This is a genomic window from Streptomyces sp. WM4235, from assembly GCF_001279725.1.
Classification (GTDB): Bacteria; Actinomycetota; Actinomycetes; order Streptomycetales; family Streptomycetaceae; genus Streptomyces.
The window spans coordinates 79,244-101,624 of record NZ_LGDE01000425.1 but is presented as its reverse complement, the minus strand read 5'-3'; the positions used below and the strand labels follow the sequence as shown (position 1 = coordinate 101,624).

Sequence of the window (22,381 nt, the reverse complement as noted above, 5' to 3'; positions counted from 1 at the left end):
CAGGCCTGCCTTCGGCGAGCTCACCGCTCTTCGCAGCCGCGCCCCGGAGCGGGACGCGCGCCCGGCTCGAAGCCGAGGCCCGTAGGGCGATGGGGCGCATGAACAGACGTACGGGCAGACGCCTTCCCCGGCAGCCGGTCGAGGCCGCCGGACAGGACTCGACGGTACGGTCCCGAACGCGCACGGCGATCGGGCGCCCGGGGCGCTGGCGCGGCCGAGCGCCGGCCGCGCCGGACCTATCCGGCCAGGGGGCGGCAGAGCAGGGCCGCCGGGCCCTGGCGGGCCGCGGCGCGGGTGGTGAAGGCGATGCCCGCCGCGTACTCGGTCGACAGGCACTGGCCCTTGAGGTGACCGAGGGCGTAGTCGCCGCCCGGGTCGCCCGAAGGCCGGGCGTCGCCCCGGTCGAACCAGACCGTACGGCCGGCCCCGGCGGGGAGGGCCGTACGGGCGGGCGCGCACAGGCCGGCCGAGACCCGGGCCCCGCGCAGCGCGTACCCGATGAGGAACTGTCCGCCCGGGCACTGGAACTTCGTGTACCCGGAGGCCCAGTCACCGCCGGGCGGGACGTGTCGTTCGTCCCGGACGACGGTGTGGCCGCCCGTCTCGGCGCGCAGGTCGGAGGTGGCGCACAGGCCCCGGCCCCCGGTGTGGCTCAGGCCGGTGAGCCGGGAGCCGTCGGGGCACACGGCCTTGCGGGCCCCGACGTCCCAGTCGCCGGCGGCCCTGGTGAGCAGCGAGGCGTTGTGGTCCCCGTGGTCGGTGGTGAGTTGGTACCAGGCGGGTGTGGCGGGAACCGGTCCCGTGCGCCCCGGGGCGCCGAGGAGTGCGGACCAGGGGCCGGTGCGCCAGTCGCCCGCGTCGAGCACTCCGCCGCGTCGGCCCGTGTGGTCGTAGCGGAGCATCGCCCAGCTGTCGCCGCCCGGGGCGCCCTGGGCCGTGGTGCTCCAGCCGACCAACGGCCAGTACGCGAAGTCGGCGTCGGTGGCGGTCAGGTGGGAGGTGAGGTTCTCGAACCAGGTGCGCGGGGCGGCGCCGCTCTCGTCGGCGCCGATGCCGAACTCGCTGATCCAGACGGGGGCGGTGAAGTGCTTCCCCGTTTCGGCGGAGACGAAGAACGCCTGGTCGTACAGGGTCCGTTCCAGCTCGGCGCGGGTCATGTCCTGGTAGCGGGGGTCGTGGGTCTCCCCCATTCCGGTGGCGCCGCTGTGGTGCGGGCCGGTGTATCCGTAGAAGTGGGCGGAGTAGACCAGCTTCCCGGACACGGCGAGGGTGTGCGAGAGGGTGCGGACGGGTGTCAGGGCAGGGCGTCCGTGTGCGAGGCCGTCGAGGGGGATGCCGGTCCAGTTGATGCCCTCGATGACGATGAGCAGGTTCGGGTTCGCCTCGGTGAGGATGCGGTCGGCGGCCTCCTGGGCGGCGGCGTGCCAGTCGTGGCCGTCCCCCAGGCCCCAGTTGGGGTCGTCGAAGACGTCGCGGCGCACCTCGTTGTAGAGGTCGGCGCCCACCACGCGCGGGTTGTCGCGGTAGCGGCGGGCGATGAACACCCAGTCGTCCGCCCACCGGGCGGTGGAGCGACCGCTGTTCCAGCGCTCGTTGCCGTCGAGACCGCAGCACCAACGCGTGGTGCCGGTGTGGTTGTTGAGGATGACGGCGAATCCCGCGTCGGTGAGCGCGGCCACCACGGCGTCGTACACCTGGAGCGGCGTGCGGCCGCGAAGGGCCGGATTGGCGGCGACGGCCGCGTCCGGGACGGGGGCGGTCTCGTGGAGCATCTCGTTGGAGAAGGGGAGCCGGATGCTGTTGAGGCCGAGGGCCCGGAAATCGGCGGTGAGGGTGGTCAGGGGCACCCGGTCGAGCCCCAGCGGTATGCCGTGGGAGTCCTGGCGGCTGTGGTGGGTGGCGGGATCGCCGCGATCCCCGGAGCCGGTCCAGGAACCCTGGGCGCCGTCCCAGTTCCCGGAGCGCAGGCGGAAGCGGTTGCCTTCGGCGTCGACGATGTACCGGCCCCGGGTGGAGAGCGGTGCGGTCCACGCACCGGCCTCCGGCGCCGCCGCGGCGACCCCCGGTACCGGTGCGGGCCGGGCGGCGTGCGCCGGCGGAGCGGCGACCGCGAGCAGGAGGAGGCCGGGGAGCAGGTGACGGGCCACCCGTAGAAGGCTGTTCATGTCGCTCCCGCCGGATCGGCCGCCCGGGGCCGGGCGGTTGACGCGGTCAAGTTACCCGTGGGTCGCGGTGGGGGGAAGCCGTTCGGCGGGAGTGGTCGGGACGCACGGGCGGTGGCGGCGGGCTCCCGGGGAGGCCGGGCGGGCTCGGTACGCACGGTCGCCGGTTCGTTTCGTTCGGTCATGTCCGGTTCCTGTCAACCGACGGCGCCCGGCGCCACTCGTTTACGCACCCCCACCCCCGCGAAACCGCCCCGCGTAGGGTCTCGCGCCTCTACCGTGCCCTGAGGGGTTGGGCACGACACCGGAGGGTGGGGCGCGGATGGACGACGAAGAAGACATGCGGCTGGCGAGGATGACCCCGGAGATCTCCCGCCGCACCCTCGCGATGCTGCGCGGGCTCGCCGGGCTGGAGCCACCGGAACAGGTTCCGGAGGACGCCATGCTCGTCGCGGACGCGATCCTCGCCGAGCACGGCACGGACGGCTTACGGGTGCTGGTGATGACCCTCGCCGCCTGGGCCACGGCGCAGATCGAGAACGTCGCGGAGCTGAGCGAGCGCAGCCACGAGGCGGTGCTGGACGCGATGGAGCTGGCCTGCCTGGAGGCCAATGCCGAGGAGTGAGTCGCGCGACGGGGCATGAGGATCGGAGCCACCGGAATGGTTTCTTCCGCCACGGATCGGCCGAGGCTGCCAACAGCACGCCGATCCCGGCGCCGCGCGACGAGAGGAGAGCGCGGTCACCCTCGGTGATCGCCGTGCGACGGATCGCTCCGGCGGCCCCTGGGCGGGCTCACCGGGCCCCGGATCCGCCGCGCGCGACGGTCACACCCTGGATCGGCGGAAGTCGGCGACACTGGGGGGAGCAGAGCGCAGTGGGGGGTCGTGATCGGAGGCCGTCGTGAGCACACCTTCCCCCATCCGGATCGCCGCCGTCCTGTCCACCGAGCAGCGTGGACGACTGATGTCGCACGCCCGCGAGGTCAATTTCCCCGAGAACGCGCCGATCTTCGACGAGGGCACCCGGGCGGACTCCTTCTGGATCGTGCGCTCCGGCACGGTGACGCTGGAGATCCCCGTACCCGGCCGCAGGCCCACACCAGTCCAGAGCCTCGGTCCCGGTGAGTTGGTCGGCTGGTCCTGGCTGTTCCCCCCGTACACCTGGCAGCTCAGCGCCGAGGCGATGACCCCGGTACGGGCGTACGAGTTCGACGGGACGACCATCCGCATGCTGATGGACGCCGATCCCGCGTTCGGGTCCGCGGTCGGGCACTGGGTCGGGCGGGTCCTCGCCGTCCGGTTGCAACAGACCCGCACCCGGCTCATCGACCTGTACGCCCCGCGCACGGGCGCCACGCGCTGAGGAGGCGGGGCCCCCTCGCGCCGGCCGGGATCCCCGCGCCCCGGGGTCCGCGCAACCCGGGATCCGGTGCCTCGTTCCACAGGGTCGAAGGAGACACCGACACCGCTCGACGAGGGTGTCGGTACCGGACACCCGAGGAGCGGAACACGTGCCCCCACCCCCTGCCGCGCGACATCCCCGACGCATCCCGCGCCGAAGCCCCCACCGGGACCCCCGACGAAACCCGCGACGCGCCCCCTCGCGGCCCTCACGGCGCCTGCGCGCGGTGGTCGGTGCCGCGCTCGCCGCCGTCCTCGGGTCGCTGTGGCTCGCCGCGGCCCCCGTCGGGGCCCGGGCCGACGCCGGCCACCGCCGGGCGGCCCCCGCGGCGACGCCCGTGGCGGCCCCCGCCCGTGCCTCCGTGGGCGAACCCGTCCTGAACCAGGACTTCCCCGACCCGGACGTCGTCAAGGTCGGCGGCACGTATCACGCGTACGCCACCAACACCGGCGGCAAGAACATCCAGCACGCCACCTCGCGCGACCTGACCCACTGGTCGGTGGACCCCGGCAGCGTGCTGCCCGTCCTCGGCGCCTGGGCCGAGGAACTGCCCGGCCAGGTGTGGGCTCCCGAGGTGTACGCCAACGGGCGCGGGTTCACGATGCAGTACACCGCGCGCGACCGGGCGAGCGGCCGGCAGTGCGTCGGAGCCGCCCTCGCCTCGTCCCCCGCCGGGCCGTTCCGGCCGGCCGGTGACGCCCCGCTGGTCTGCCCGGTCGCGGCGGGAGGCGCCATCGACGCGGCCAGTCACACGGAGAACGGCCGCCGCTACCTGCTGTGGAAGGGCGACGGCAACTGCTGCCGGGCGGACACGTGGATCCACCTCCAGCCCACGACATGGGACGGGACCCGCACCACCGGCGACCCCGTCCGGCTGATCCGCCAGGACCGCGACTGGGAGGGCGCGCTGGTCGAGGCGCCCACGCTCGTCAAACGCGGCGACCGGTACGTGCTCTTCTACTCGGCCGACGCCTACGGGGGCGACGGGTACAAGATCGGCTACGCGGTGGCGGACGCCCTCACCGGCCCCTACACGAAGGCACCCGGTCCGCTGGTGACCACCGAGTCGCTCGCCGGCGCCGTGCACGGCCCCGGCGGCCAGGACGTGGTGACGGGCCCGGGCGGCCGGGACCGGATCCTCTTCCACGGCTGGAGCCCCGACGGTCGGGGGCGGGTGATGTACCTGGCCGACCTCGTGTTCGAGGACGGCCGCCCGGTCGTGCGCGGCAACCCGGTCCGGTGACGGGCGGCCCGACCCCCTCGCGCGGGTGTCAGCCCCACCTCTGATGGTTCGTCCGGTCACAGTCGAGGTCACGCAACCCGGCCGGGCCGTCGTCCAGGCAGGCCCCGGTGGCCTTGCTGCGGACCTCGACGGACGCGTCGCCCCAGGCCGTGAGCACCCATTTCTGGGACGCGGCCGCGGCGCAGCCGGAGGTGCGCAGCCCCGCGCCGCCGGCGTCGAGACAGGCCCCGGTGGCGTGGTTGCGCAGCTGCCGGGTGCCGTCGGGCGCGCTCTCCACGGTCCACCGCTGGTAGCTCATCCCGTTGCAGTCGAAGGAACGCAGGCCCTTCTCCAGGCTGTCGTCCAGGCAGTCGCCCGTGTTCCGGTTGACGAAGATCCGGTCGTTCTCGGCGGTGCCCGGCCCTGATCCCGGGCCCTTGCTCGTGGAACCGGCCCCGGTCGGGCCGCCGTTCGGGGCCGCGGCCGCCCGGGTGTCACCGGAGGTGTGCCCGGCGTCGACGACGGTACGCAGCACGAGCACCGCGAGGAGGGCGCCGACCAGCGCCCCGGCCAACGCGCCCGTGGTGGCGCAGACCCGTCGGCTGCCCATCCGGGTGCGTACGGCACGGGTCCAGGCCGCGCGGCGGGTACGCGGCGACGCGGCGGCGCCCTCGCCGCTCTCCCCGTTCTCGTCCGGAGGGTCGCCGGTGACCGGCGCGGCCTCCGTCGGCACGGGCGGCCTGGGTTGGGCGCGTTCGGCCTCCTCCCACAGGAGCCGGTACTCCGTCGGGTCGGCTTTCAGCACCACACACAGGTCACGCACCGTGGTCCAGGGCGGGACGGTGCTCCCGCGGAAGTACCGCGACAGTGACGAGTCACTGATCGACACCTCGGTCTCCAACGAGCGCAACGTGCGTCCCGAACGCTGCTGCAACGCGCGTAAGGCGTCGCCCAGCCGCTGCGCCGGGCCGGCTCCAGGACGGCCGTCGTCGGCCATGAAGGCCCCCTTCTCCGCACGGACGGCACACGCTTCCCCAAGAGGCCGTCCCCCTGTCCCGGGACATTCATGTCCCAGCAGGTCAGAACCTTAGAGATCCCGACATCCCCGAAGCAAACGGGACAACCTTGCGGAGGCCTGACGGGCCGCCACAGACTCTGACGCATCGGCTCCGCGGTCCGGGTGGAAGCGTTCGCGCTTCCCCGGCACCGATGTGTGGCGCCCTCGACGGGCGGCTCCAAGCCACCCGGACGAGCGGGGCACAGTGCCCCGCCACGCGGACCGGCCCATCACCCCTTGTACGAACTGGGAGTAACGATGTCCAAGAACATGACCGGCCGTTGGGGCATGGCTGCGCTGACCGCGCTGGTCTGTGCCGGATCGGTCGCCTTGACCGCCCCGGCCGCGCCGGCGGCCCAGCCGCCCGCCTCGGCCGCGGTCACGGCGCGGTCCGCCGCCGGGCAGGTCGAACAGGCCGGGAGCGCGGCGGTCCGTGCGCCCGGCGTGAGCCGGGCGCAGGTACTGGCCCGGGCGAAGACCTGGCTGACGGCGAACAACGGCCGACCGGTCCCGTACAGCCAGGTCAAGCGTTGGAAGGACGGCTTCCGCCAAGACTGCTCGGGATACGTCTCCATGACCCTGCGGCTGCCGGCGCCGGGTCCCAACACGGTGGGACTCAAGAACAACGGCTTCACCCGGCGGATCGCCATGAAGGACCTGGCCCCCGGTGACCTGGTCCTGAAGGCGAACAGCAACAGTGCCGACCTTCGGCACGTGGTCATCTTCGCCGGCTGGAGCAACAGCGGGCACACCGCCTACAAGTCCTACGAGCAGGCGGGCGGCGTCGGAACCCGGTTCAAGCAGCACTCGTACGGGGTGAACGGGCGCGACGGCTACCACGCGCACCGGCCCGTCAACATCACCGGCTGATCCGCCGCACGGGCCCCGGCGACCGGCGCCGGGGCCCGTCCCGACCTGCCTCCCACCGGTCCGATCACGCAGTTCCGGAGCCGACATGCCCTTCGTGCCCTCGCGTGCCCGCACCCGGGCCGCCCTGACGGCCGGCGCGCTCGTCGTGGTGGTGGCGTCCGCCGCGCTCACCGGCTGTTCCCCGGCCGCCGAGAACGGCCCGCGTGTTCCTCACGGCATCGGACCCGCCCGGACCACCACCGAGACCGCCCGCCTGTTGCACGACGCGGAGCAGTGGCTGCTGCGCGCGTGCATGCGCCGGGCGGGGTTCGACTACCACCCGGTCCCCGACGACGATCCGCCGTCCGTCGAGCGGGCGTTCCCCTACGTCCTGACCGAGCCGGCCTGGGCCGGCGCCCACGGCTACGGGAGCGACCTGGAGCGTCGCCGGCGCGATCTGGCGGTGCGGGATCCCAATCGGGGCTACTTCGCGTCCCTGCCCGCGGGGCGCAAGGCGCTCGCCCTCCTCGCCGCGAACGGTCCCGGCCCCGACGGGGTCCGGGCCGCCCTCCCGACGGGCGGGGTGGTCCGGCGCAGTGACCGGGGGTGCGTGTCCGGGGCGCAGCGGGAGCTCTACGGCGATCTCCGGGCCTGGTTCCAGGCCTCGACGACCGTCCACGCCCTCGACGCGATCCGCAGGGGGCGGGTCCTGGCCGATCCCCGGTACGCCGACGGCGTCCGGGCGTGGGCCCGGTGCATGCGGGAGTCGGGGTACCGGTACCCGGACCCCGCCCGTACCCGGGCGGCGGCCCTGTCGCCCGCCACGGCGATGTCACCGGGCCGCGAACGGGCCCTGGCACGTGCCGAGGTGCGGTGCGCGGAGCGGTCCGGGTTGTCCGCCACGGCCGGGCGGCTGGACGAGTTGCACGCGGCGGCGCTGCGGGCGGAACACCACCGTGCCGTCGCCGAGAAGGACCGGCTGGAGGCGGCGGCGCTGCCGCGGGCCCGGGCCGTCCTCGGCGGCCGGACGGAGCACTGACCGGCGCCGCCGGCGCCGTGACCGACCCCACGCCGCACGAGGCGGCGTGAACCGACAGAAAGTGTGAACCCTCATGCGAACGTTGCGCGTCCTGCCCGTCGGCCTGATCTTCGCGGCCACGATGACCCTGGTGTCGGCGGGGTCGGGGGCGGCCGAGCCGGTCGCACCCGCCTCCACCGCGAGCGCCGCCCGGGCGGCCGAGCCCACCGGTTTCCTGTACGCCTGGCAGCACCACCACGCGGGTGGCCGGCACTGCCGCTGGGACAAGAAGAACGCCAACTGGGCAGGTTGCCGGAACGAGGTGTCCGACGTGTGGAACAACGGCTACCCCGGCCGCCAGGAGGATGTCCGGCTGTTCTTCAACCTCGACATGCACGGGTCCTGGGTGTGTCTCCAGCAGGGCCAGTCGATCCCGGACCTGAACGCCGCCGGGACCGTGTTCACCGCCCCCGGCAAGGGGCAGGGCCTCCCGGTCAACGACAACGTGGCCTCGCACGACTGGGTCGACGCCTGCTGAACCGGCCCGCCCCAGGGGCGCCCGCCCGCGACTCCGGTCGCGCGCGGGCGCCCTTCGGCGCGGGCGTCGGTTCCGGCACTGAACAGCGGGGCAGAGGCGGGTCCGAGGGTGGCGCCAGCCCTCCTTGAGGCCTCGTTCCGCGTGTTTCAGGGTTGTTTCAGGGGCGTCTTCGGCCGATTCGGCGGTTCGCTCCCCCACAGGTCAACACCTCGGCATCGCTGCGGACTGCACTCATGCGATCACGATCAGTGACGCGAAACTGCGGTACGAACGGGCGTGCCCGTCTCACATGGGCAAGACTCACGTCCGCTATCCGAAGCAACCACCCGAGGAGTGTTCGAAATGCGGTCCATCACCAGGAATCTGGGACTGGCCACCGGCGCCATGGCGCTCACCGCCCTCACCGCGCTGGTCGGCTCAGGAGCCGCCGACGCCGCACCCGCCGGCACGGAGAGCATGTACGCGCCCTCCGCGCTCGTGGTCAGCGTCACGGCCGGCGCGGACGCCGACCGGGGTACGGTGCTGCGCGCGGTGACGCTGGTGTGCGCGCCGCGGCCGAGCGGCACGCACCCGGACCCGGTCGCCGCCTGCGCCGAGTTACGGGCGAACGGGCGTGCGCTGGACGCACTCGCCGAACCGCGCGCGGACGCCGCGTGTACCAGGGAGTGGAACCCGATGACGGTCACCGCCGACGGGGTCTGGGAGGGGCGCCGGCTCAGTTACACGTACACGTTCGGCAACCCGTGCGGCCTGCGCAACAGCACGGGCGTCCTGTTCGGCATCTGAGTCCGACGCCCGGTCCGGGCGGCGTCGTGCGACCGCCGCCCGGTTCACAAGGGGCTCTGGCCGTCCATGTTGAAGGCGTGTCCAGGACGGAACATCCGCTTCGCGAAGAAGTGGCCGTGCTCGGCGGCCATCCTGAACCACGGTTCGGCCTCCGGGAGTCCGTCCCGGAGGTCGACGAGCCGCCCCATGTCCCACATGGCCTCCACGTCGCCCAGCGTGATCGCCGAGCGGAGCAGCCGCTCCGCCTCGGTGTAGTCCTCGCCCAGTTTGTGGATCGAGGCGAGGGCCCGCATCGCCCGGGGGTCTCCCGCCTCGGCGGCGGCCCGCGCATGTTCCACGGACGCGAACTTCCGGCGGTTGCGACGCCATCGCAGGATGAGCAGGAGGATGCCGATCGCCCAGACCACCCAACCGGCTTCGCTCAGGCCGTCGTTGTCGTTGATCCATCCGAGGATGCTCAGTACGGCGGCAACGAGCAGGAGCAGGAACGACACGGTGTCTCCCTCGGACCGATCTCTGCGGACCCGCGCAGACTAGGCGAACTCCCCTTCGCTGTCAGCCCAGTTCGAGACTCGCGACACCGTACAGTCCCGGCAGGTCGACCGTGGGCGCCGGCCCCGTGTACATCCGTGCGGCCTCGAAGGTCGGGACCAGTCCCAGCGCGGCCAGCAGGGCGGTGGCCGTCGGGTTCGCGTCGGGCACGTCCACGGCGATCTCCCCGCCGGGGGCGTGCTCGGCGAGCCGCCGCAGCAGGGCGGCGGCCACCTCCGGCGTGGCCGCGTACAGGGGTCCGACGCGGGAGGCCCCGCTGCACGGCCGGACCACGCCGAGTCCCTCGACCTGCCCGTCCCGGACGGCGGCGAGGGCCGTGCGGCCCGGCAGCCCCGTCCACGCGGACAGGAAGGCGTCGCGCGGTTCGGGGAAGAACTTCCGGTCGTAGGCGGCGAGTCGGGAGAAGGGGAGGGTGGCGGCGTCCACGACGCGCACCCCGCCGTCGTCCCCGGCCTGCGGCACGCCCTCGTGGCGGACGTTGTTCCAGGCCGGACGGAACCCGGACCTGCGGTAGTTGTCCTGCTGCTCGACCACTCCGTCCAGCCCCACGAGGCGGCCGTCGAGTCGACTCATGGCGGCCTTCCACAGTCGGATGCCGTAGCCCTGGCCGCGGACCCGTGGACGGGCGATGTAGAAGCCGATGAAGCCGAAGCCCGTGCCGTAACGCACGGCGGAGACGCAGGCCACCGGTTCACCGTCGAGCCGGCCGACGAGGAAGCCGTCGGGATCGGCGACCGCGAAGGCGAAGCGGTCGGTGTCACCCGGATTCCAGCCCTCCTCGTCGGCCCAGGCGCGGATCATTTCCATGTCGGCGGCGCTCGCGCCGCCGATCTCGAATCCCGTCATGCCCGGTGTTGTACCAGACGCGCGCGGGGGTCAGCCCGCGCAGATCACGTCGTCGAGCCGGATCGGCTGGGAGTCGAGCCGTACGTACGCGGTGAAGGTGTCGGTGTGCTCGGAGTCCCAGCCGGTGGTGACGGTCGCCCAGCCGACGCCCGCGGACGCGGCGACCGTGACCGCGCCGACGCCGATGGTGCGGGGCTGCCCCTGTGCGCAGAGCAGCACGTCGCTCTCTGGGTTGTCCCGCTGCTTGTCCTTCAGCACCTGCGAGACGCGATGCTCCCGGCCGTACCGGGAGGGACCGTGCTTGCCGTAGAAGACGGTGAGGAAGCGGCTGATCTCCGCGGCCGAGTGCCGGTGCGGCCCGGCGGCGACGGCGGGGCCGGGGGCCGGAGCCGGCGCGGGGGCCGCGAGGGCCGGGGCCGGCAGCGCGAGCAGGGAGAGCAGGAGGGCGCCGGTGAGGCGGGGGGTGAGCGTCATGTCCGGTTTGTAGCCGCCCGCCCGTGCCCAAGCGGAGGGACGCGGCCGGGCCTCACCCCAGTGGGGGCCGGATTCGGCCGAGAACCGCCCCTTTCGGCCGCAGGCCGTACCACCGCCCCCGTCACGGGGTGGTGGGCGACGGCGCGGAATCCGGTCGCGTCGGGCGGTGGACCGTACGTAGGGTCGCGGCATGGGGAAATCACTCGTCGCCGTGTTCAGCGGGGCAGGAATGTCCACCGACTCCGGGATTCCGGACTACCGGGGACCGCAGGGCCTGTGGCGGCGGGAACCCGACGCCGAGAAACTCGTGACCTACTCGCACTACATGGCCGATCCGGAGATCCGACGTCGCTCCTGGCTGATGCGCGCCGAGATGGGGGCGCTCGACGCGCGCCCCAACGCCGCGCACCTGGCCGTGGCCGCCTTGGAGCGCGGTGGTACACCGGTGCGCGTCCTCACCCAGAACGTGGACGGACTGCACCAGCTCGCCGGACTGCCGGAACGCAAGGTGTTCGAGCTGCACGGAACGGCCCGATCGGTGCTCTGCACCGGGTGCCGGGCCCGTTCCACCATGGAGGAGGCGCTGGCCCGGGTCGCCGGAGGGGACCCGGATCCCGCCTGTCCGCTCTGCGGTGGGATCCAGAAGCCCGCCACGGTGATGTTCGGCCAGCGGCTGGACCCCGAGGTGCTGGGGCAGGCGATGGCCGTGGCGAAGGGGTGTGACGTGTTCATCGCGGTCGGCTCGACGCTCCAGGTGCAGCCCGCCGCCTCGCTGGCCGCGATGGCCGCGGAGGCGGGGGCCCGCCTGATCATCGTGAACGCGCAGGAGACGCCGTACGACTCCCTCGCCGACGAGGTGATCCGCGAACCGATCGGGACCGCCCTCCCGGAACTCTTGGCGCGGATCGCCGCCCGGTAGCCCACTTCCGCTACCCGGCGTCGGCCGCCCGCCGCATCTCCGCGACGTCGAGCTTCTTCATCCGGAGCATGGCGGCACTGGCCCGGGCGGCTCGGCCCGGGTCCGGGTCGCTGATCAGGTCGATGGCCTCGGTGGGGGTGACCTGCCAGGACAGGCCGAACTTGTCCTTGACCCACCCGCAGGCCGACTCCTGGCCGCCGTCCCTGGTCAGGGCCTCGTAGTAGTAGTCCGCCTCCGCGTCGTCGGCGCAGGGGATCTGGAAGGAGACGGCCTCGGTGAAGGGGAACTGGGGGCCGCCGTTGAGGCCGATGAACCTCTGGCCGTTGATCTCGAACTCGACCACCATCACCTCGCCGACCGGCCCGGGGCCGGCCTCGGTGTAGCGGCCGATCCGGCCGATCCGGCCGTCCTTGAAGACGGACAGGTAGAAGTCGGCGGCCTCTTCGGCCCGGCCGTCGAACCACAGGCACGTGGTGAACGGGTTGCTGGTCATGACTGCCTCCAGAGTCGTGCGGTGAGGGACACGGTCCCGCACATACAGACCGACCCCGCGCCCGAAACTCATCGGTGGGCGCAGGACGGGTTCACGTCGCTCCGGATCTCACCCCTGTGGGCCAGGCGCCGCCGGGGCGGACGGCAGCACATCGCGCCGTCCGCCACCGCGCCGTCGCGGCCTGCCCGGGGACCGTCAGATCTCCAGATCGGCTTCGATCTTCTTCAGTTGGTGCCGGGCCATGGCGAGGTTCGCCCGACCCCGGTCGAGCGCGAGATAGAGGAAGAATCCGCTGGAACCCCTCGCCTTCATGAGTCGGATCAGGTGGTACTGCCCGCCGAGGGTGATGAGGATGTCCTCGATCTCGTCCTGGAGTCCGAGCATCTCCATCGTGCGCACCTTGGCGCGCACCACGTCGGTGTTGCCCGCCGCGGCGACGGCCAGGTCGAGGTCCTTGCCCCCGCCGATGGTGCCGAGCGCCATGCCGCTTCCGTAGTCGACCAGCGCCGCTCCGAGCGCGCCGTCGATGACGGTGGTGGCTTCCTTGAGGGCGGTTTCCACAGTGGCCATGAGAGGTTCCTCTTTCTTCGGTGACTGTCCGGGGTTCTGCTGTTCGTGTCAGTGGTCGGTGGGGGTGTGCGGCTCAGGTCGACGGAGCCTGCGTGGGCATCGGCGGTGCCACCGGGCCTCGTCGGCCGAGGCTGTGCTCGATGAGCTCGGTGATGCGCAGGCTGGATCGGCGGGCCTCCAGGTGGAGTCGGCCGACATTGACGCGCGGTTCGGCGATCAGCGTGAGGACGGCCGCCTCGCCCGCGGCGTAGGTGGCGATGTAGCCGGATTCGCCGCGCACCAGCAGTTCGCGGAATCCGCCTTGGCCGGTGCTGTCGCTCAGTCGCCGGGCGACACCGAGTGCGGCGGCGGTCAGGGCCGCGACGGACTCGGCCTCGGTGGCGGCGCTGTCGTGGGCGAGCACCAGACCGTCCACGCTCGCCGCGAGGGCACCGGTGAGTTGGGGGAGGCGGGCCCTCAGCCGCCGGAGTTCGGCGAGTATCTCGGCCTCGGCCTCGGCGTTCACCATCGCCGTGCTCATGTCGGCCTTCCTCCTTTCGGGCTGTCTCCGCTCGGAGCGGTCGGTGCGCAGAACCGGTCGCAGCGGGAGCCTCACAGGCTTGCCTCCAGTGCGTCGCGTAACCGGCGGAGCAGGGCCACGTCCGGGGATTGGGCCTGGGTCATCCAGTCGGGCAGGGGTGTCTCGGCCATGGGTATCGGGGCCGGTGCGTGCGGGGTCTCGACGAGACCGGCCGCCGCGAGTCTGCGAACGTCGAGCAGGGTGTGGAAGGCCGGTCGGCCGAGCACCCACGCGAGGTCGGCGGGGGTCCGTCTGCCGTCCGCCTGATGGAGCAGGAGGCGTTGCCTGGCGGTGATCGTCTGCCCGGGTGCGGCTTGACGGGGTATCACGGGGGCGGTGTCCAGGAGCGGGTAGGGCCAGACGGCGTCCAGCAGTTCCCGGCGGCGGCGGGTCTCCCGCTCGACGGCGGCCGCGGGTACCGAGCGCACGGAACCGATCCAGTGGGTGGCGCCGCGGCGGAACCGGGACGGGCCGCTGCCCGGCGACAGTGCGAAGAACGCGGCGTCGAAGATCGCGGCGAGGTGGCATATCTCCAGCTCGCCGCCCGCCAGGCCGCCGCTGTCCACGAGGTAGCGGGCGACCTGGCGGCGGGCTCCGGCCTGGTTCACGGCGTCGTTCCAGCGCTCGGGGGCGAGGCCGCCACCGGTGGTGAGCAGTACGTCGAGTCCGGGGGTGGAGGGGCTCTCGGCGTGCACGACGCGGCCGTCCTCCAGGAACAGGGTGCCCCGGTCGCGGAGCAGGGCGCCGGTGGCGCGTTCGGCGGCGAGGCGGGTCAACAGGGGGGACACTTCCACGGGGTTGGCGGGGAGGGTCGGGGTGTTCATCTGAGCACCAGCCCTTCGGCCAGTGCGCGGAGTCTGTGTCGGGCGAGGGCGAGGTTGCCGTCGGCGCGGTCGAGCCAGAGGTGCAGGAACACGCTGCTGTCGAAGCTCGTCTCGACGAAGCGCAGCACGTGGTAGCCGCTGCGGGTGGTGACGATCAGGTCCTCGACCGGCGGGCCGGCGAGGTCCGACTGGCCGGCTCCCCCGGTCTCGGGGGCGAAGGATTCGTACTCGGCTGCCGCCCGGGCCAGTTCGGCGGTCTCGGCGGCGGTGGTCTCGTGGTCTCCGACCGGCGAATCCCCTGCGGTGCCGAGGGCCAGTCCACTGCTCCAGTCCACGAGGGAGGCCCCCCGTGCACCAGGCAGGGCCATGGCTTCGAGCAGACATTCGTCGATCCCGGGCACGCGGGCTCCCCTCCCGGCCAGACGTGCTGGGTGCACGGTCGTACGGCGCGACAGGAGGGAACTTACTCAAGTTCCACACGACGAAAGGGGGTTCTGGCATTTTCCGCTGGAACATGCGCGATAGCTCGTGACAGCCTGGCCGGAACGCGTCGCATTCTGATCAAGAAGCGAACAAGAGAACGTCAATACGTCGCACGACGCCATCCTCGCACCGCCCGCACGCCTCGGTCAGTCCGTCGGCCGCTCCGGGAGCAGACGCTCCACCATCGCCTCCAGGAGCTCGTCGACCGGGTACGGGTCCAACAGGCTCGGAACCGTCAGGTCGTCCACGATCAGGCCCAGCATCGCGAAGTACAGCAGCACCACGCCCTGCCGGTCCCCGGGGAGCCCCGACTCCAGGTGCCAGGCGACGTTCGCCTCCAGTTCCGCGCCCTGGAAGCCGGCGAGTTCCGCCTGGAGCTCCGGACGCCGGGTGGCCTCCAGGCGCAGCTCCAGCGCCGCGATGTGCACGCTCCGCTCGTGCCTCATCCGATCGAGGAGCCGGCCGAGCAGCACCTTGGTGTCGAGCGGGCCGACCAGGTCCGCCGGGTCGGGGGCGAGCCGCTCGCGGGACCGGTGCAGGATCTGGACCAGGAGCTGACCCCGGTTGGCGAAGTAGTTCGATGCGGTACCGGTGGGGACGCCCGCCTCGGCGTCCACGGCCCGCAGGGTCAACCCACGCGAGCCCTCGTGCGCCAGGACTTCGATGGCGGCGTCGAGCAGCGCGACGCGACGTTCCGGATTCTGGCGCATGGTCGGATTCCTGGGGTGGGTACGGGAACGGGCTCCCTGAGTACTTCAGGCGCAGTGCTCAGGACACGCTAGCGGACACGGCGGGCTCCGGGCCCTCCCCACCGGCCCCTCCCCCGTGTCACCCTGCCGGTCATGGAGCGGATCATCGAGGAGATACGCGAGGACCTGGACCGCCGGATCGCCGTGGCGGCGGACCGGCTCGCCGACCGCACACTGGCCGAGGACCCCGCGTACGCCGCCCTGCTGGGGCGGACCGAATTGCGCGAACGGATCCACCGTCACCTCCGTCAGGCCGTCGACGGCATGGTCCGCGAGTCCCGAGGTCTCCCGGTGGACCTCTCCGAGGCCCGGGCCACCGGCACCCTGCGGGCCGAACAGGGACTGCCGCTCGCCTCCCTGCTCCGCGTCCGACGGCACGGCGGCCGATTGCTGTGGCAGACCCTCACCGAGGCGGTGGCCGCGCACGACCGGGCAGCGCTGCCCCGACTGTTGCCGGGCGCGGCCGCGCTGTGGGACGTACTGGAGCAGATGACGGACGCCGCGTCCGACGCCTACCGCCTGGCCGAGTCCCCCCGAGCCGAGCGCGACCGGGAACTCAGGGCGTCCCTGCTGGACGCGCTGCTCGACGGCACCGGGGAGGCCGCCGAGGCGGCGGCCCGGTTGGGGCTGCCCGCGCGGGGCAGGTTCGCGGTGATCGTGCTGGCACCGCCCGGCCTCCCGGAGGCCGGCCCGGATCCCGTCGCTCCGCGCGTGCTGTGGCGCAACCGCGCCGACGGGGAGACGGGCCTCGTGGAACTGGGCCACCACCCGCTGGAGTCCGTACGGGAGTTGCTCGCCCCGTCGGGCGTACGGGCCGGGGTCAGCCCCGTCGTGGCGGAGGCCGCCGACCTGGCCCGCGCCCGCCGGCTGGCGGCCCTCGCGCTGCGCGCCTCCCCCGCCTCCACCGGTCCGCTCACCGTGCTGCTGGACGAACGACTCCCGGCGGCGCTGGTGGCGGGGCAGCCCGAACTCGCGGGCCGGCTGCGGCAGGTGGTGCTGGGGCCGGTCCTGGCCCTGCCCCCGGAGGACCGCCGGGTGCTGTTGACCACCCTGGGCACGTGGTTGACCTGCCAGGGCTCGACCTCGTACGCCGCCCAGCGGCTGTACTGCCACCGCAACACGGTCTCCAACCGGCTGCGCCGTCTGGAGCAGCTGACCGGCCGCTCGCTCTCCGATCCCGCCCATGTGGTGGAGCTGGCCCTGGCGCACGCGGCGGTGGTCCGGCACGCCTCGACGGAACAGGTCGCATCCCGGCCAAAGCCGCAGGAGCGCCCTTTCGGCCCGAAAGGGCCAACTGGCTGACCAACAGCGACTTACCAGCCGGTAACCAGGGGGCGATTTTCAGCCGGCTCGACCTCACGGGATGCCCGGCGGCCACCGGCCGTGTACAAGGCTCGGTCGTGTTCCGACCCCCCACGCACCACCGGGAGAGACCATGGCGCACACCCCCGCCGACCCCGCGTCCCACACCCCCGAAGCCGCCCGGGCGGCCGCCGAGCTGACCGCCGCCCAGGACCGCGAGACACGGCTCCGGGCGGCCCACGAGTTCTACGCGGCGGAACTGGAGCACGACCGGGTGCTCGCGCTCCGCGGCGAACTGGAGCTGCTGCGCGGCGCCGGGCCGCGGGCCTGAGCTAACGCCTCGCCTCGGTGGGGTCGGCCGTCTCGGCCGGCTTCGCCGACTCCAGCAGGTACGGGACGTCGATCACCGCGACACCCGGCGTGAACAGCAACCGGGCCTTCAGCCGGAGCGCGTTCTGGTTGTGCAGGGGCTGCTCCCACCAGTGCCCCACCACGTACTCGGGAATGACCACCGAGAGCATGTCCGTCCCCTCCGCGGCCGCCAGCTCCTGCACGTACTCCAGGACCGGCCCGACCACATCGCGGTACGGCGAGTGCAGCACCTTGAGCGCGACCCCCGGGTCGTGCCCGGCCCAGGCCTCGCGCAGCCGGTGCGCGTCCTCGGCGTCGGCCGCGACGCTCACCGCCGTGAGACTGTCGGGCCGAAGGGCCTGCGCGTAGCCGAGCGCCTTCAGGGTCGGGGCGTGCACGGAGGAGACCAGCACCACGACGTGGTGGCGGGAGGGTTTGCGCGGCCTGACCCCGGGTGCGACGGCCACCTGGTCGGCGACGGTGTCGTAGTGACGCCGGACCCCCTTCATGCCGACGAACAGCAGCGGCATGGCGATGACGACCAACCAGGCGCCGTGGGTGAACTTGGTGATGAGGACGATGACCAGCACCAGGGCGGTCATGGCCGCGCCGACCGCGTTGATGGCGAGTCGGCGGTGGATGTGCACCCGCTCCCCCTTCGCCGTGTCGGGCAAGGCCAGTACGCGCCTCCAGTGCCGGACCATGCCCGACTGGGACAGGGTGAAGGAGACGAACACTCCGATGATGTAGAGCTGGATGAGGCGCGTCAGCTCGGCGTCGAAGGCGACGATCAGGGCGATGGCGGCCAGCGCGAGCAGCACGACGCCGTTGGAGTACACGAGCCGGTCGCCGCGGTTGAAGAGCTGGCGCGGCGCGTAGCGGTCCTTGGCGAGGATCGATGCGAGCATCGGGAATCCGTTGAAGGCGGTGTTCGCGGCGAGGATCAGCACCCCGGCGGTGACGGCCTGGAGCAGGTAGAAGAGGAAGTGCCAGCTGCCGAAGGTGGCCCGGCCGATCTGCGCGAGCGCGGTCGAGGTCGGCGTCCCGGGGGCGAGGCCCAGTTCCGTCGGGTCGGCCGCGACGTGCACCTGGTACGCCATGGCGAGGATGGTGATCCCGAGGAACATGGTCACGGACAGGACGCCCATGATCGCCAGCGTGTTCGCGGCATTGCGGCTCTTGGGCTTGCGGAAGGCGGGGACCCCGTTGCTGATGGCCTCGACGCCGGTCAGCGCGGTGCAGCCCGAGGCGAAGGCGCGCATCACGAGCAACACCAGCGCCAGGCCCGTGAACGTCTCGGTCTCGATGATGGGCAGGGAGGCGGACTCGGCGCGGATGGTCGCGCCGGTCGCGATCCGTACGGCGGCGACCGCGAACATGACGTAGATGACGAGCACGAAGCCATAGGTGGGGATGGCGAAGATCCGGCCCGATTCCCGCACGCCACGCAGGTTCATCAGGGTCAGCAGCACCACGAAGCCGACCGACAGCACGACTTCGTGGTCACTGAGCGAGGGGATGGCGGAGGTGATGGCGGCGACGCCGGAGACCACCGAGACGGCGACGGTCAGCACGTAGTCGACGAGGAGCGCGCTGGCGGCGGTCAGCGCCGCCGTCGGGCCGAGGTTCTCGGAGCTGACGATGTAGGCGCCTCCGCCGCCGGGGTAGGCGTGGCAGGTCTGCCGGTAGGAGGCGACGACCACGATCATCAGGAAGACGATGGCGGCTGCCGCGTACCAGGTGAGGTGGAGCAGCGTCACGCCGCCGAGGGCGAGGATGAGCAGGATCTCCTCGGTGGCGTACGCCACCGAGGAGAGCGGGTCGCTGCAGAAGATGGGCAGCGCGAGCCGCTTGGGAAGCAGGGTCTCGCCCAGGCGCGCGGTGTCGAGCGGCTCACCGACCAGCACGCGTTTCGCATTGATACGCCTCATTCAGGCATGATCGGTCAACCTTTGTCCGGTTCACCCGCTCTGTGGGCTGTGTCGCCTGCCGTGCTCACATCTTCGCGGCCGCACTGCGAATGGCCTCGCGGATGCGGAAGTAGGTTCCGCAGCGGCAGATGTTGGCGATGGCGTCGATGTCCTCGTCGGTGGGGTCGGCCGTCCGCCGCAGGAGCGCCACCGCGGCCATGATCTGGCCGGGCTGACAGAACCCGCATTGGGCGACATCCTGTTCGATCCAGGCCTCCTGCACCGGGTGCAGGTCGTCCCCGTCGGCCAGGCCCTCGATGGTGGTCACCGCCTTGCCGGCGCAGGCGGACACGGGCACCACGCAGGGGCGGATGTCCGTGCCGTCGAGGTGGCTGGTGCACGCTTTGCAGACGTCCACGCCGCAGCCGTACTTGGGGCCGCGTACACCCAGCATGTCGCGGAGCACCCACAGCAGGGGCAGATCGTCGGGCGCGTCGACGGTGACGCTCCGCCCGTTGACGGTGAAGGTGTGCGAGGGCACGGCGCGGCGCTCCTGGGGTGGTGGCGAGAACGATGGCGGGAGATGGAAACGGAACGGGGGGCCTAGCGGGGGTAGGGGGTGAAGTCCACGTCGAAGTCGAGCGGGAAAACCCGCGGCTTCTTGCCGGTGGCCCGGGCCCAGGCGTTGGCGATGGCCCCGACGGCGGCGGGCACCCCGAGTTCGCCGGCGCCGCCCGGTTCGGTGCCGGTCGCCGGAAGTACGAAGACCCTTACGTCCTTGGGGGTGTCGCGCTGCCTCGCCCAGTGGAACTGGCTGTAACTGCCCTCCAGAGGAAGCCCGTTGTCGAGGTGCAGTCCGGCGCGCAGGGTGGTGGAGAGGGCGTCGGTGAGACCGCCGATCATCTGGGCCTCCAGCCCGCGCGGGTTGACGGGCAGGCCCACGTCCACCGCGATGACGGCCTTGGTGACGCGGACGTGCTCCGGGTCGCGGGTGTCGATCTCGACCAGGCAGGCGGTGCGCGACTTGTACTCCTCGTGGAAGGCGATGCCCTGCGCGCACCCGGCCGGCATCGCCCGCCCCCATTCCCCCTCCCGCGCGGCCTTGTCGAGGACCGCCCGCTGGGCGTCGGTCTTCAGGAAGGCGCGGCGGAAGTCGTACGGGTCCTTCCCCATCCGCGCGGCCAGTTCGTCGACGACGATCTCCTCGGCGCCCCGGGTGTTGGCGGAGTACACCGAGCGCCACGAGCCGGTGGGGACTCCCGTCGGCACCTCGGTGAGCGCCTGGGTGGTGAGCCCGAAGTGGTACGGGGACTTGATCGTGGTGTGGAACAGGGTCTGGGCGAGGGTGGCGTTGCCGAGGCCGAGCGGCAGGTTCGCCGCGGTGGCGGTGATGATCTCGCCGAGGCCGTGCCGGAAGTCCGTCTCGGCGGCGGCCACCCGGTGTTCGAAGGTGAGCACTTCGCCCAGGGCGTGGGTGGCGCGGATCCTGTGGTGGGTGGCCGGCCGCATCCGACCGTGGCGGGTGTCGTCGACGCGCGTCCACATCAGGCGCACGGGGCGGCGGCAGGCCTTGGACACCCGGGCGGCCTCCAGGGCGGCGTCGAAGAAGAGGCGCCGCCCGAAGGAGCCGCCGGCTTGGACCACGTGCACGGTGACTTTGTCGAGCGGCAGTCCGAGATCGGCGGCGATGGTCTGGCGGGCCACGATCGGGGACTTGAGCCCGGACCAGATCTCGGCCCGCCCGTCCCGTACGTCGGCCACCGCGGAGTTGGTCTCCATCGGGGCGTGGCTGACGAACGCGAAGTCGAATTCGGCGTCCACGTACGGGGTGAGCAGCGGCGGCACCAGCGGCGGCGGGGTGGCGGCGCGCAGCTTCGTCCGTACCTGCGCGTCGGAGAGCCGGTCGGCGGGGCCGGGGCCCCATTCGACCCGGAGGGCGGCCTTGGCGTCGAGTGCCTGCCCGAAGGTCTCGGCGACGACGGCGACCCCGGTGGGGATCGTGACCACGTGCAGGACTCCGGGCATGGCCTGGACGGCGGCGAGGTTGGCGACGCTCCGGACGCTGCCGCCGAGGGTGGGCGGTCGGCGCAGCACACAGGGTTTGGCGCCGGGCACGTCGAGGTCGAGGGTGTAGCGCAGGGCTCCGGTGACCATGGCGCGGGCGTCGACGCGGCTGGTCGGCTGCCCGACGAGGGTGTGTCGGGCCGGTGGTTTCGGGGTGGCTCCGATGACGATCAGGCCGGGCGCGGCGGCGGCCGAGGCGAGGCCGCCGTAGTCGGCGGTGCGCCCGTCGGGGGCCCGGACGACGCCGTTCGCCGTGGTCAGGGCGGCGGCGGAGAGGTTCCAGCGGGCGGCGGCAGCGGCGACGAGGCGGGCCCGGGCGGTGGCGGCGGTCTGCCGGACGGGCCCGTAGAGGGAGCGGATCGCATTGGAGGACCCGGTGAGCTGGTTGAACAGCAACTCGGGCCGGGCGTCGTCCAGTTCCACCCGGACGTGGGCCAGCGGGGCGTCGAGTTCCTCGGCTACGAGCATGGCCACGGCGGTGGTGAGGCCTTGGCCGACCTCCTCCCGGGGCAGTCGGAAGCGGATGGTGCCGTCCGATTCGACGGCGAGGGCCAGCAGGGCGGACGTGGGCGCCCCGGCCAGGATGAACAGGTCGCCGAGGTCCACCAGGTCGGCGATGGCGGGCAGGCTCGGGATCACCGCGTGGGCGGGCTGCGGGGCGAGGGAGTCGGCGCCGACGCGGGTGACGAGGGCGAGGGTCGGCGCGGCCACGAGGTGGGTGAGGAACGAGCGCCGGCTCCGTCCCGCGTCGCGGCGTTGCCCCGTGTCGCGGCGTTGCCCGGTGTCGCCGCCCTGACCGCTCATGTCCCCGTGGCCCCTGTCCCGCGCGGCCCGCTGAACGGACCTCCCCGACTCATTACCGACACGTAGCGTAGCGATCACCGAGTGCGGGGGGAACCCGCTCCGGGGCGAGCGGACGCGCCGCCCGCCGGCGGCGAGGGGTCCTTCGTTCGGGGGTACCTCGCGCGTCACGGCGGCGGGAGGCCGGCGGGGACACAACGGCCTTGTCCACTCGCACACTTCGGCCGCACGCTCGACCGGGGCCGCCCCGGGGGCCGGTTTCCGGCCGGGTCCCGCCACGGAGGCACGGCTCCTCCGGTGCGGCTCCACCTCAGGGGCGCCGGACGGGGTGACCGGATTCGTTCGTACAGCCGCGCAGCATCCGGGAGGCCGCGAGCATATGCCCCGGGCAAGGCTCTAACAGATGTTGCCAAACCGCTTACGACCCTCCGCGGGCTGTGCCACAGTCG

The 22,381-nt window shown here is 72.8% G+C and carries 24 protein-coding genes; 10 read left to right on the top strand and 14 right to left on the bottom strand.

Annotated features, from left to right (window positions below):
- Nucleotides 1–236 precede the first annotated feature (236 nt).
- Complete coding sequence (locus ADK55_RS25235; protein WP_053682077.1) at nucleotides 237–2,165, bottom strand: glycoside hydrolase family 5 protein; 1,929 nt, start codon at nucleotides 2,163–2,165, stop codon at nucleotides 237–239.
- A gap of 319 nt (nucleotides 2,166–2,484) precedes the next feature.
- Between ADK55_RS25235 and ADK55_RS25230 the strand changes: the two genes are divergently transcribed.
- The 3 genes from ADK55_RS25230 (at nucleotide 2,485) to ADK55_RS25220 (ending at nucleotide 4,808) form a co-directional block, all read left to right on the top strand.
- A complete protein-coding gene (locus tag ADK55_RS25230; RefSeq protein ID WP_053682076.1) occupies nucleotides 2,485–2,787 on the top strand; it encodes a hypothetical protein in 303 nt (100 codons plus the stop codon).
- A 277-nt stretch (nucleotides 2,788–3,064) separates the two neighbouring features.
- Complete coding sequence (locus ADK55_RS25225; protein WP_199826620.1) at nucleotides 3,065–3,526, top strand: Crp/Fnr family transcriptional regulator; 462 nt, start codon at nucleotides 3,065–3,067, stop codon at nucleotides 3,524–3,526.
- A 265-nt stretch (nucleotides 3,527–3,791) separates the two neighbouring features.
- Entirely contained in the window at nucleotides 3,792–4,808 is a 1,017-nt protein-coding gene (locus ADK55_RS25220) for a glycoside hydrolase family 43 protein (protein WP_234350229.1), read from the top strand.
- A 28-nt stretch (nucleotides 4,809–4,836) separates the two neighbouring features.
- On the opposite strand, the gene ADK55_RS25215 is transcribed toward ADK55_RS25220, so the two are convergent.
- A complete protein-coding gene (locus ADK55_RS25215) occupies nucleotides 4,837–5,784 on the bottom strand; it encodes an RICIN domain-containing protein (RefSeq protein WP_053682075.1) in 948 nt (315 codons plus the stop codon).
- A 318-nt stretch (nucleotides 5,785–6,102) separates the two neighbouring features.
- Here ADK55_RS25215 and ADK55_RS25210 point away from each other — a divergent pair, with 318 nt between their 5' ends.
- The 4 genes from ADK55_RS25210 (at nucleotide 6,103) to ADK55_RS25195 (ending at nucleotide 9,035) form a co-directional block, all read left to right on the top strand.
- Complete coding sequence (locus tag ADK55_RS25210; protein WP_053682074.1) at nucleotides 6,103–6,714, top strand: hypothetical protein; 612 nt, start codon at nucleotides 6,103–6,105, stop codon at nucleotides 6,712–6,714.
- Nucleotides 6,715–6,799: 85 nt separating this feature from the next.
- On the top strand, nucleotides 6,800–7,732 hold the full coding sequence (locus ADK55_RS25205) for a hypothetical protein (protein WP_053682073.1): 933 nt from the start codon (nucleotides 6,800–6,802) through the stop codon (nucleotides 7,730–7,732).
- A 73-nt stretch (nucleotides 7,733–7,805) separates the two neighbouring features.
- On the top strand, nucleotides 7,806–8,249 hold the full coding sequence (locus ADK55_RS25200) for a hypothetical protein (protein WP_053682072.1): 444 nt from the start codon (nucleotides 7,806–7,808) through the stop codon (nucleotides 8,247–8,249).
- 342 nt (nucleotides 8,250–8,591) lie between these two features.
- Nucleotides 8,592–9,035 (top strand): subtilase-type protease inhibitor, encoded by a 444-nt coding sequence (locus tag ADK55_RS25195; RefSeq protein WP_053682071.1) that lies wholly within the window; start codon nucleotides 8,592–8,594, stop codon nucleotides 9,033–9,035.
- Nucleotides 9,036–9,079: 44 nt separating this feature from the next.
- Here ADK55_RS25195 and ADK55_RS25190 read toward each other — a convergent pair whose 3' ends face one another.
- The 3 genes from ADK55_RS25190 to ADK55_RS25180 form a co-directional block, all read right to left on the bottom strand.
- On the bottom strand, nucleotides 9,080–9,529 hold the full coding sequence (locus ADK55_RS25190; RefSeq protein WP_053682070.1) for a tetratricopeptide repeat protein: 450 nt from the start codon (nucleotides 9,527–9,529) through the stop codon (nucleotides 9,080–9,082).
- 61 nt (nucleotides 9,530–9,590) lie between these two features.
- Nucleotides 9,591–10,433 carry a GNAT family N-acetyltransferase gene (locus tag ADK55_RS25185; RefSeq protein ID WP_053682069.1) on the bottom strand — a complete coding sequence of 281 codons (843 nt, stop codon included), beginning with the start codon at nucleotides 10,431–10,433 and terminating at the stop codon, nucleotides 9,591–9,593.
- A 30-nt stretch (nucleotides 10,434–10,463) separates the two neighbouring features.
- The gene (locus tag ADK55_RS25180) at nucleotides 10,464–10,907 is read right to left on the bottom strand and encodes a hypothetical protein (protein WP_053682068.1); all 444 of its coding nucleotides are present in this window, start codon (nucleotides 10,905–10,907) and stop codon (nucleotides 10,464–10,466) included.
- A 190-nt stretch (nucleotides 10,908–11,097) separates the two neighbouring features.
- Between ADK55_RS25180 and ADK55_RS25175 the strand changes: the two genes are divergently transcribed.
- The gene (locus ADK55_RS25175) at nucleotides 11,098–11,826 is read left to right on the top strand and encodes an SIR2 family NAD-dependent protein deacylase (RefSeq protein ID WP_053682067.1); all 729 of its coding nucleotides are present in this window, start codon (nucleotides 11,098–11,100) and stop codon (nucleotides 11,824–11,826) included.
- 10 nt (nucleotides 11,827–11,836) lie between these two features.
- Here the strand turns inward: ADK55_RS25175 and ADK55_RS25170 are convergent, their stop codons facing one another.
- The 6 genes from ADK55_RS25170 to ADK55_RS25145 form a co-directional block, all read right to left on the bottom strand.
- On the bottom strand, nucleotides 11,837–12,319 hold the full coding sequence (locus ADK55_RS25170) for a VOC family protein (RefSeq protein ID WP_053682066.1): 483 nt from the start codon (nucleotides 12,317–12,319) through the stop codon (nucleotides 11,837–11,839).
- Nucleotides 12,320–12,514: 195 nt separating this feature from the next.
- On the bottom strand, nucleotides 12,515–12,889 hold the full coding sequence (locus ADK55_RS25165) for a hypothetical protein (protein ID WP_053682065.1): 375 nt from the start codon (nucleotides 12,887–12,889) through the stop codon (nucleotides 12,515–12,517).
- Between the two features lie 73 nt (nucleotides 12,890–12,962).
- Nucleotides 12,963–13,409 carry a roadblock/LC7 domain-containing protein gene (locus ADK55_RS25160; RefSeq protein WP_323181926.1) on the bottom strand — a complete coding sequence of 149 codons (447 nt, stop codon included), beginning with the start codon at nucleotides 13,407–13,409 and terminating at the stop codon, nucleotides 12,963–12,965.
- Nucleotides 13,410–13,480: 71 nt separating this feature from the next.
- Entirely contained in the window at nucleotides 13,481–14,272 is a 792-nt protein-coding gene (locus tag ADK55_RS25155; RefSeq protein WP_078999389.1) for a hypothetical protein, read from the bottom strand.
- Nucleotides 14,269–14,673 (bottom strand): hypothetical protein, encoded by a 405-nt coding sequence (locus ADK55_RS25150; RefSeq protein ID WP_053682064.1) that lies wholly within the window; start codon nucleotides 14,671–14,673, stop codon nucleotides 14,269–14,271. Before ADK55_RS25150 ends, ADK55_RS25155 begins: the two co-directional genes overlap by 4 nt.
- 228 nt (nucleotides 14,674–14,901) lie before the next feature.
- A complete protein-coding gene (locus ADK55_RS25145; RefSeq protein ID WP_053682063.1) occupies nucleotides 14,902–15,465 on the bottom strand; it encodes a TetR/AcrR family transcriptional regulator in 564 nt (187 codons plus the stop codon).
- Nucleotides 15,466–15,597: 132 nt separating this feature from the next.
- Here ADK55_RS25145 and ADK55_RS25140 point away from each other — a divergent pair, with 132 nt between their 5' ends.
- Both ADK55_RS25140 and ADK55_RS25135 read left to right on the top strand, forming a co-directional pair.
- On the top strand, nucleotides 15,598–16,806 hold the full coding sequence (locus tag ADK55_RS25140; RefSeq protein WP_053682062.1) for a helix-turn-helix domain-containing protein: 1,209 nt from the start codon (nucleotides 15,598–15,600) through the stop codon (nucleotides 16,804–16,806).
- A gap of 133 nt (nucleotides 16,807–16,939) precedes the next feature.
- Nucleotides 16,940–17,137: a hypothetical protein gene (locus ADK55_RS25135; protein WP_053682061.1), complete on the top strand. Its 198-nt coding sequence runs from the start codon at nucleotides 16,940–16,942 to the stop codon at nucleotides 17,135–17,137.
- A 1-nt stretch (nucleotide 17,138) separates the two neighbouring features.
- On the opposite strand, the gene ADK55_RS25130 is transcribed toward ADK55_RS25135, so the two are convergent.
- The 3 genes from ADK55_RS25130 to ADK55_RS25120 all read right to left on the bottom strand — a co-directional run bounded on the left by ADK55_RS25130 (nucleotide 17,139) and on the right by ADK55_RS25120 (nucleotide 21,935).
- On the bottom strand, nucleotides 17,139–19,088 hold the full coding sequence (locus ADK55_RS25130; RefSeq protein ID WP_053682060.1) for an APC family permease: 1,950 nt from the start codon (nucleotides 19,086–19,088) through the stop codon (nucleotides 17,139–17,141).
- A 64-nt stretch (nucleotides 19,089–19,152) separates the two neighbouring features.
- Nucleotides 19,153–19,608, bottom strand: coding sequence for a (2Fe-2S)-binding protein (locus ADK55_RS25125; RefSeq protein WP_053682059.1), 456 nt, complete (start codon nucleotides 19,606–19,608; stop codon nucleotides 19,153–19,155).
- A 62-nt stretch (nucleotides 19,609–19,670) separates the two neighbouring features.
- Nucleotides 19,671–21,935, bottom strand: a complete 2,265-nt coding sequence (locus ADK55_RS25120; RefSeq protein ID WP_053682058.1) for a xanthine dehydrogenase family protein molybdopterin-binding subunit — start codon at nucleotides 21,933–21,935, stop codon at nucleotides 19,671–19,673.
- Nucleotides 21,936–22,381 lie beyond the last annotated feature (446 nt).

Coding starts and splice junctions, on each gene's coding strand:
- ADK55_RS25140 (WP_053682062.1), top strand. CDS start 15,598: ATGGAGCGGATCATCGAGGAGATACGCGAGGACCTGGACCGCCGGATC.
- ADK55_RS25160 (WP_323181926.1), bottom strand. CDS start 13,409: ATGAGCACGGCGATGGTGAACGCCGAGGCCGAGGCCGAGATACTCGCC.
- ADK55_RS25195 (WP_053682071.1), top strand. CDS start 8,592: ATGCGGTCCATCACCAGGAATCTGGGACTGGCCACCGGCGCCATGGCG.
- ADK55_RS25135 (WP_053682061.1), top strand. CDS start 16,940: ATGGCGCACACCCCCGCCGACCCCGCGTCCCACACCCCCGAAGCCGCC.
- ADK55_RS25215 (WP_053682075.1), bottom strand. CDS start 5,784: ATGGCCGACGACGGCCGTCCTGGAGCCGGCCCGGCGCAGCGGCTGGGC.
- ADK55_RS25230 (WP_053682076.1), top strand. CDS start 2,485: ATGGACGACGAAGAAGACATGCGGCTGGCGAGGATGACCCCGGAGATC.
- ADK55_RS25175 (WP_053682067.1), top strand. CDS start 11,098: ATGGGGAAATCACTCGTCGCCGTGTTCAGCGGGGCAGGAATGTCCACC.
- ADK55_RS25170 (WP_053682066.1), bottom strand. CDS start 12,319: ATGACCAGCAACCCGTTCACCACGTGCCTGTGGTTCGACGGCCGGGCC.
- ADK55_RS25205 (WP_053682073.1), top strand. CDS start 6,800: ATGCCCTTCGTGCCCTCGCGTGCCCGCACCCGGGCCGCCCTGACGGCC.
- ADK55_RS25200 (WP_053682072.1), top strand. CDS start 7,806: ATGCGAACGTTGCGCGTCCTGCCCGTCGGCCTGATCTTCGCGGCCACG.
- ADK55_RS25130 (WP_053682060.1), bottom strand. CDS start 19,088: ATGAGGCGTATCAATGCGAAACGCGTGCTGGTCGGTGAGCCGCTCGAC.
- ADK55_RS25165 (WP_053682065.1), bottom strand. CDS start 12,889: ATGGCCACTGTGGAAACCGCCCTCAAGGAAGCCACCACCGTCATCGAC.
- ADK55_RS25155 (WP_078999389.1), bottom strand. CDS start 14,272: ATGAACACCCCGACCCTCCCCGCCAACCCCGTGGAAGTGTCCCCCCTG.
- ADK55_RS25120 (WP_053682058.1), bottom strand. CDS start 21,935: ATGAGCGGTCAGGGCGGCGACACCGGGCAACGCCGCGACACGGGGCAA.
- ADK55_RS25180 (WP_053682068.1), bottom strand. CDS start 10,907: ATGACGCTCACCCCCCGCCTCACCGGCGCCCTCCTGCTCTCCCTGCTC.
- ADK55_RS25145 (WP_053682063.1), bottom strand. CDS start 15,465: ATGCGCCAGAATCCGGAACGTCGCGTCGCGCTGCTCGACGCCGCCATC.
- ADK55_RS25210 (WP_053682074.1), top strand. CDS start 6,103: ATGTCCAAGAACATGACCGGCCGTTGGGGCATGGCTGCGCTGACCGCG.
- ADK55_RS25185 (WP_053682069.1), bottom strand. CDS start 10,433: ATGACGGGATTCGAGATCGGCGGCGCGAGCGCCGCCGACATGGAAATG.
- ADK55_RS25235 (WP_053682077.1), bottom strand. CDS start 2,165: ATGAACAGCCTTCTACGGGTGGCCCGTCACCTGCTCCCCGGCCTCCTC.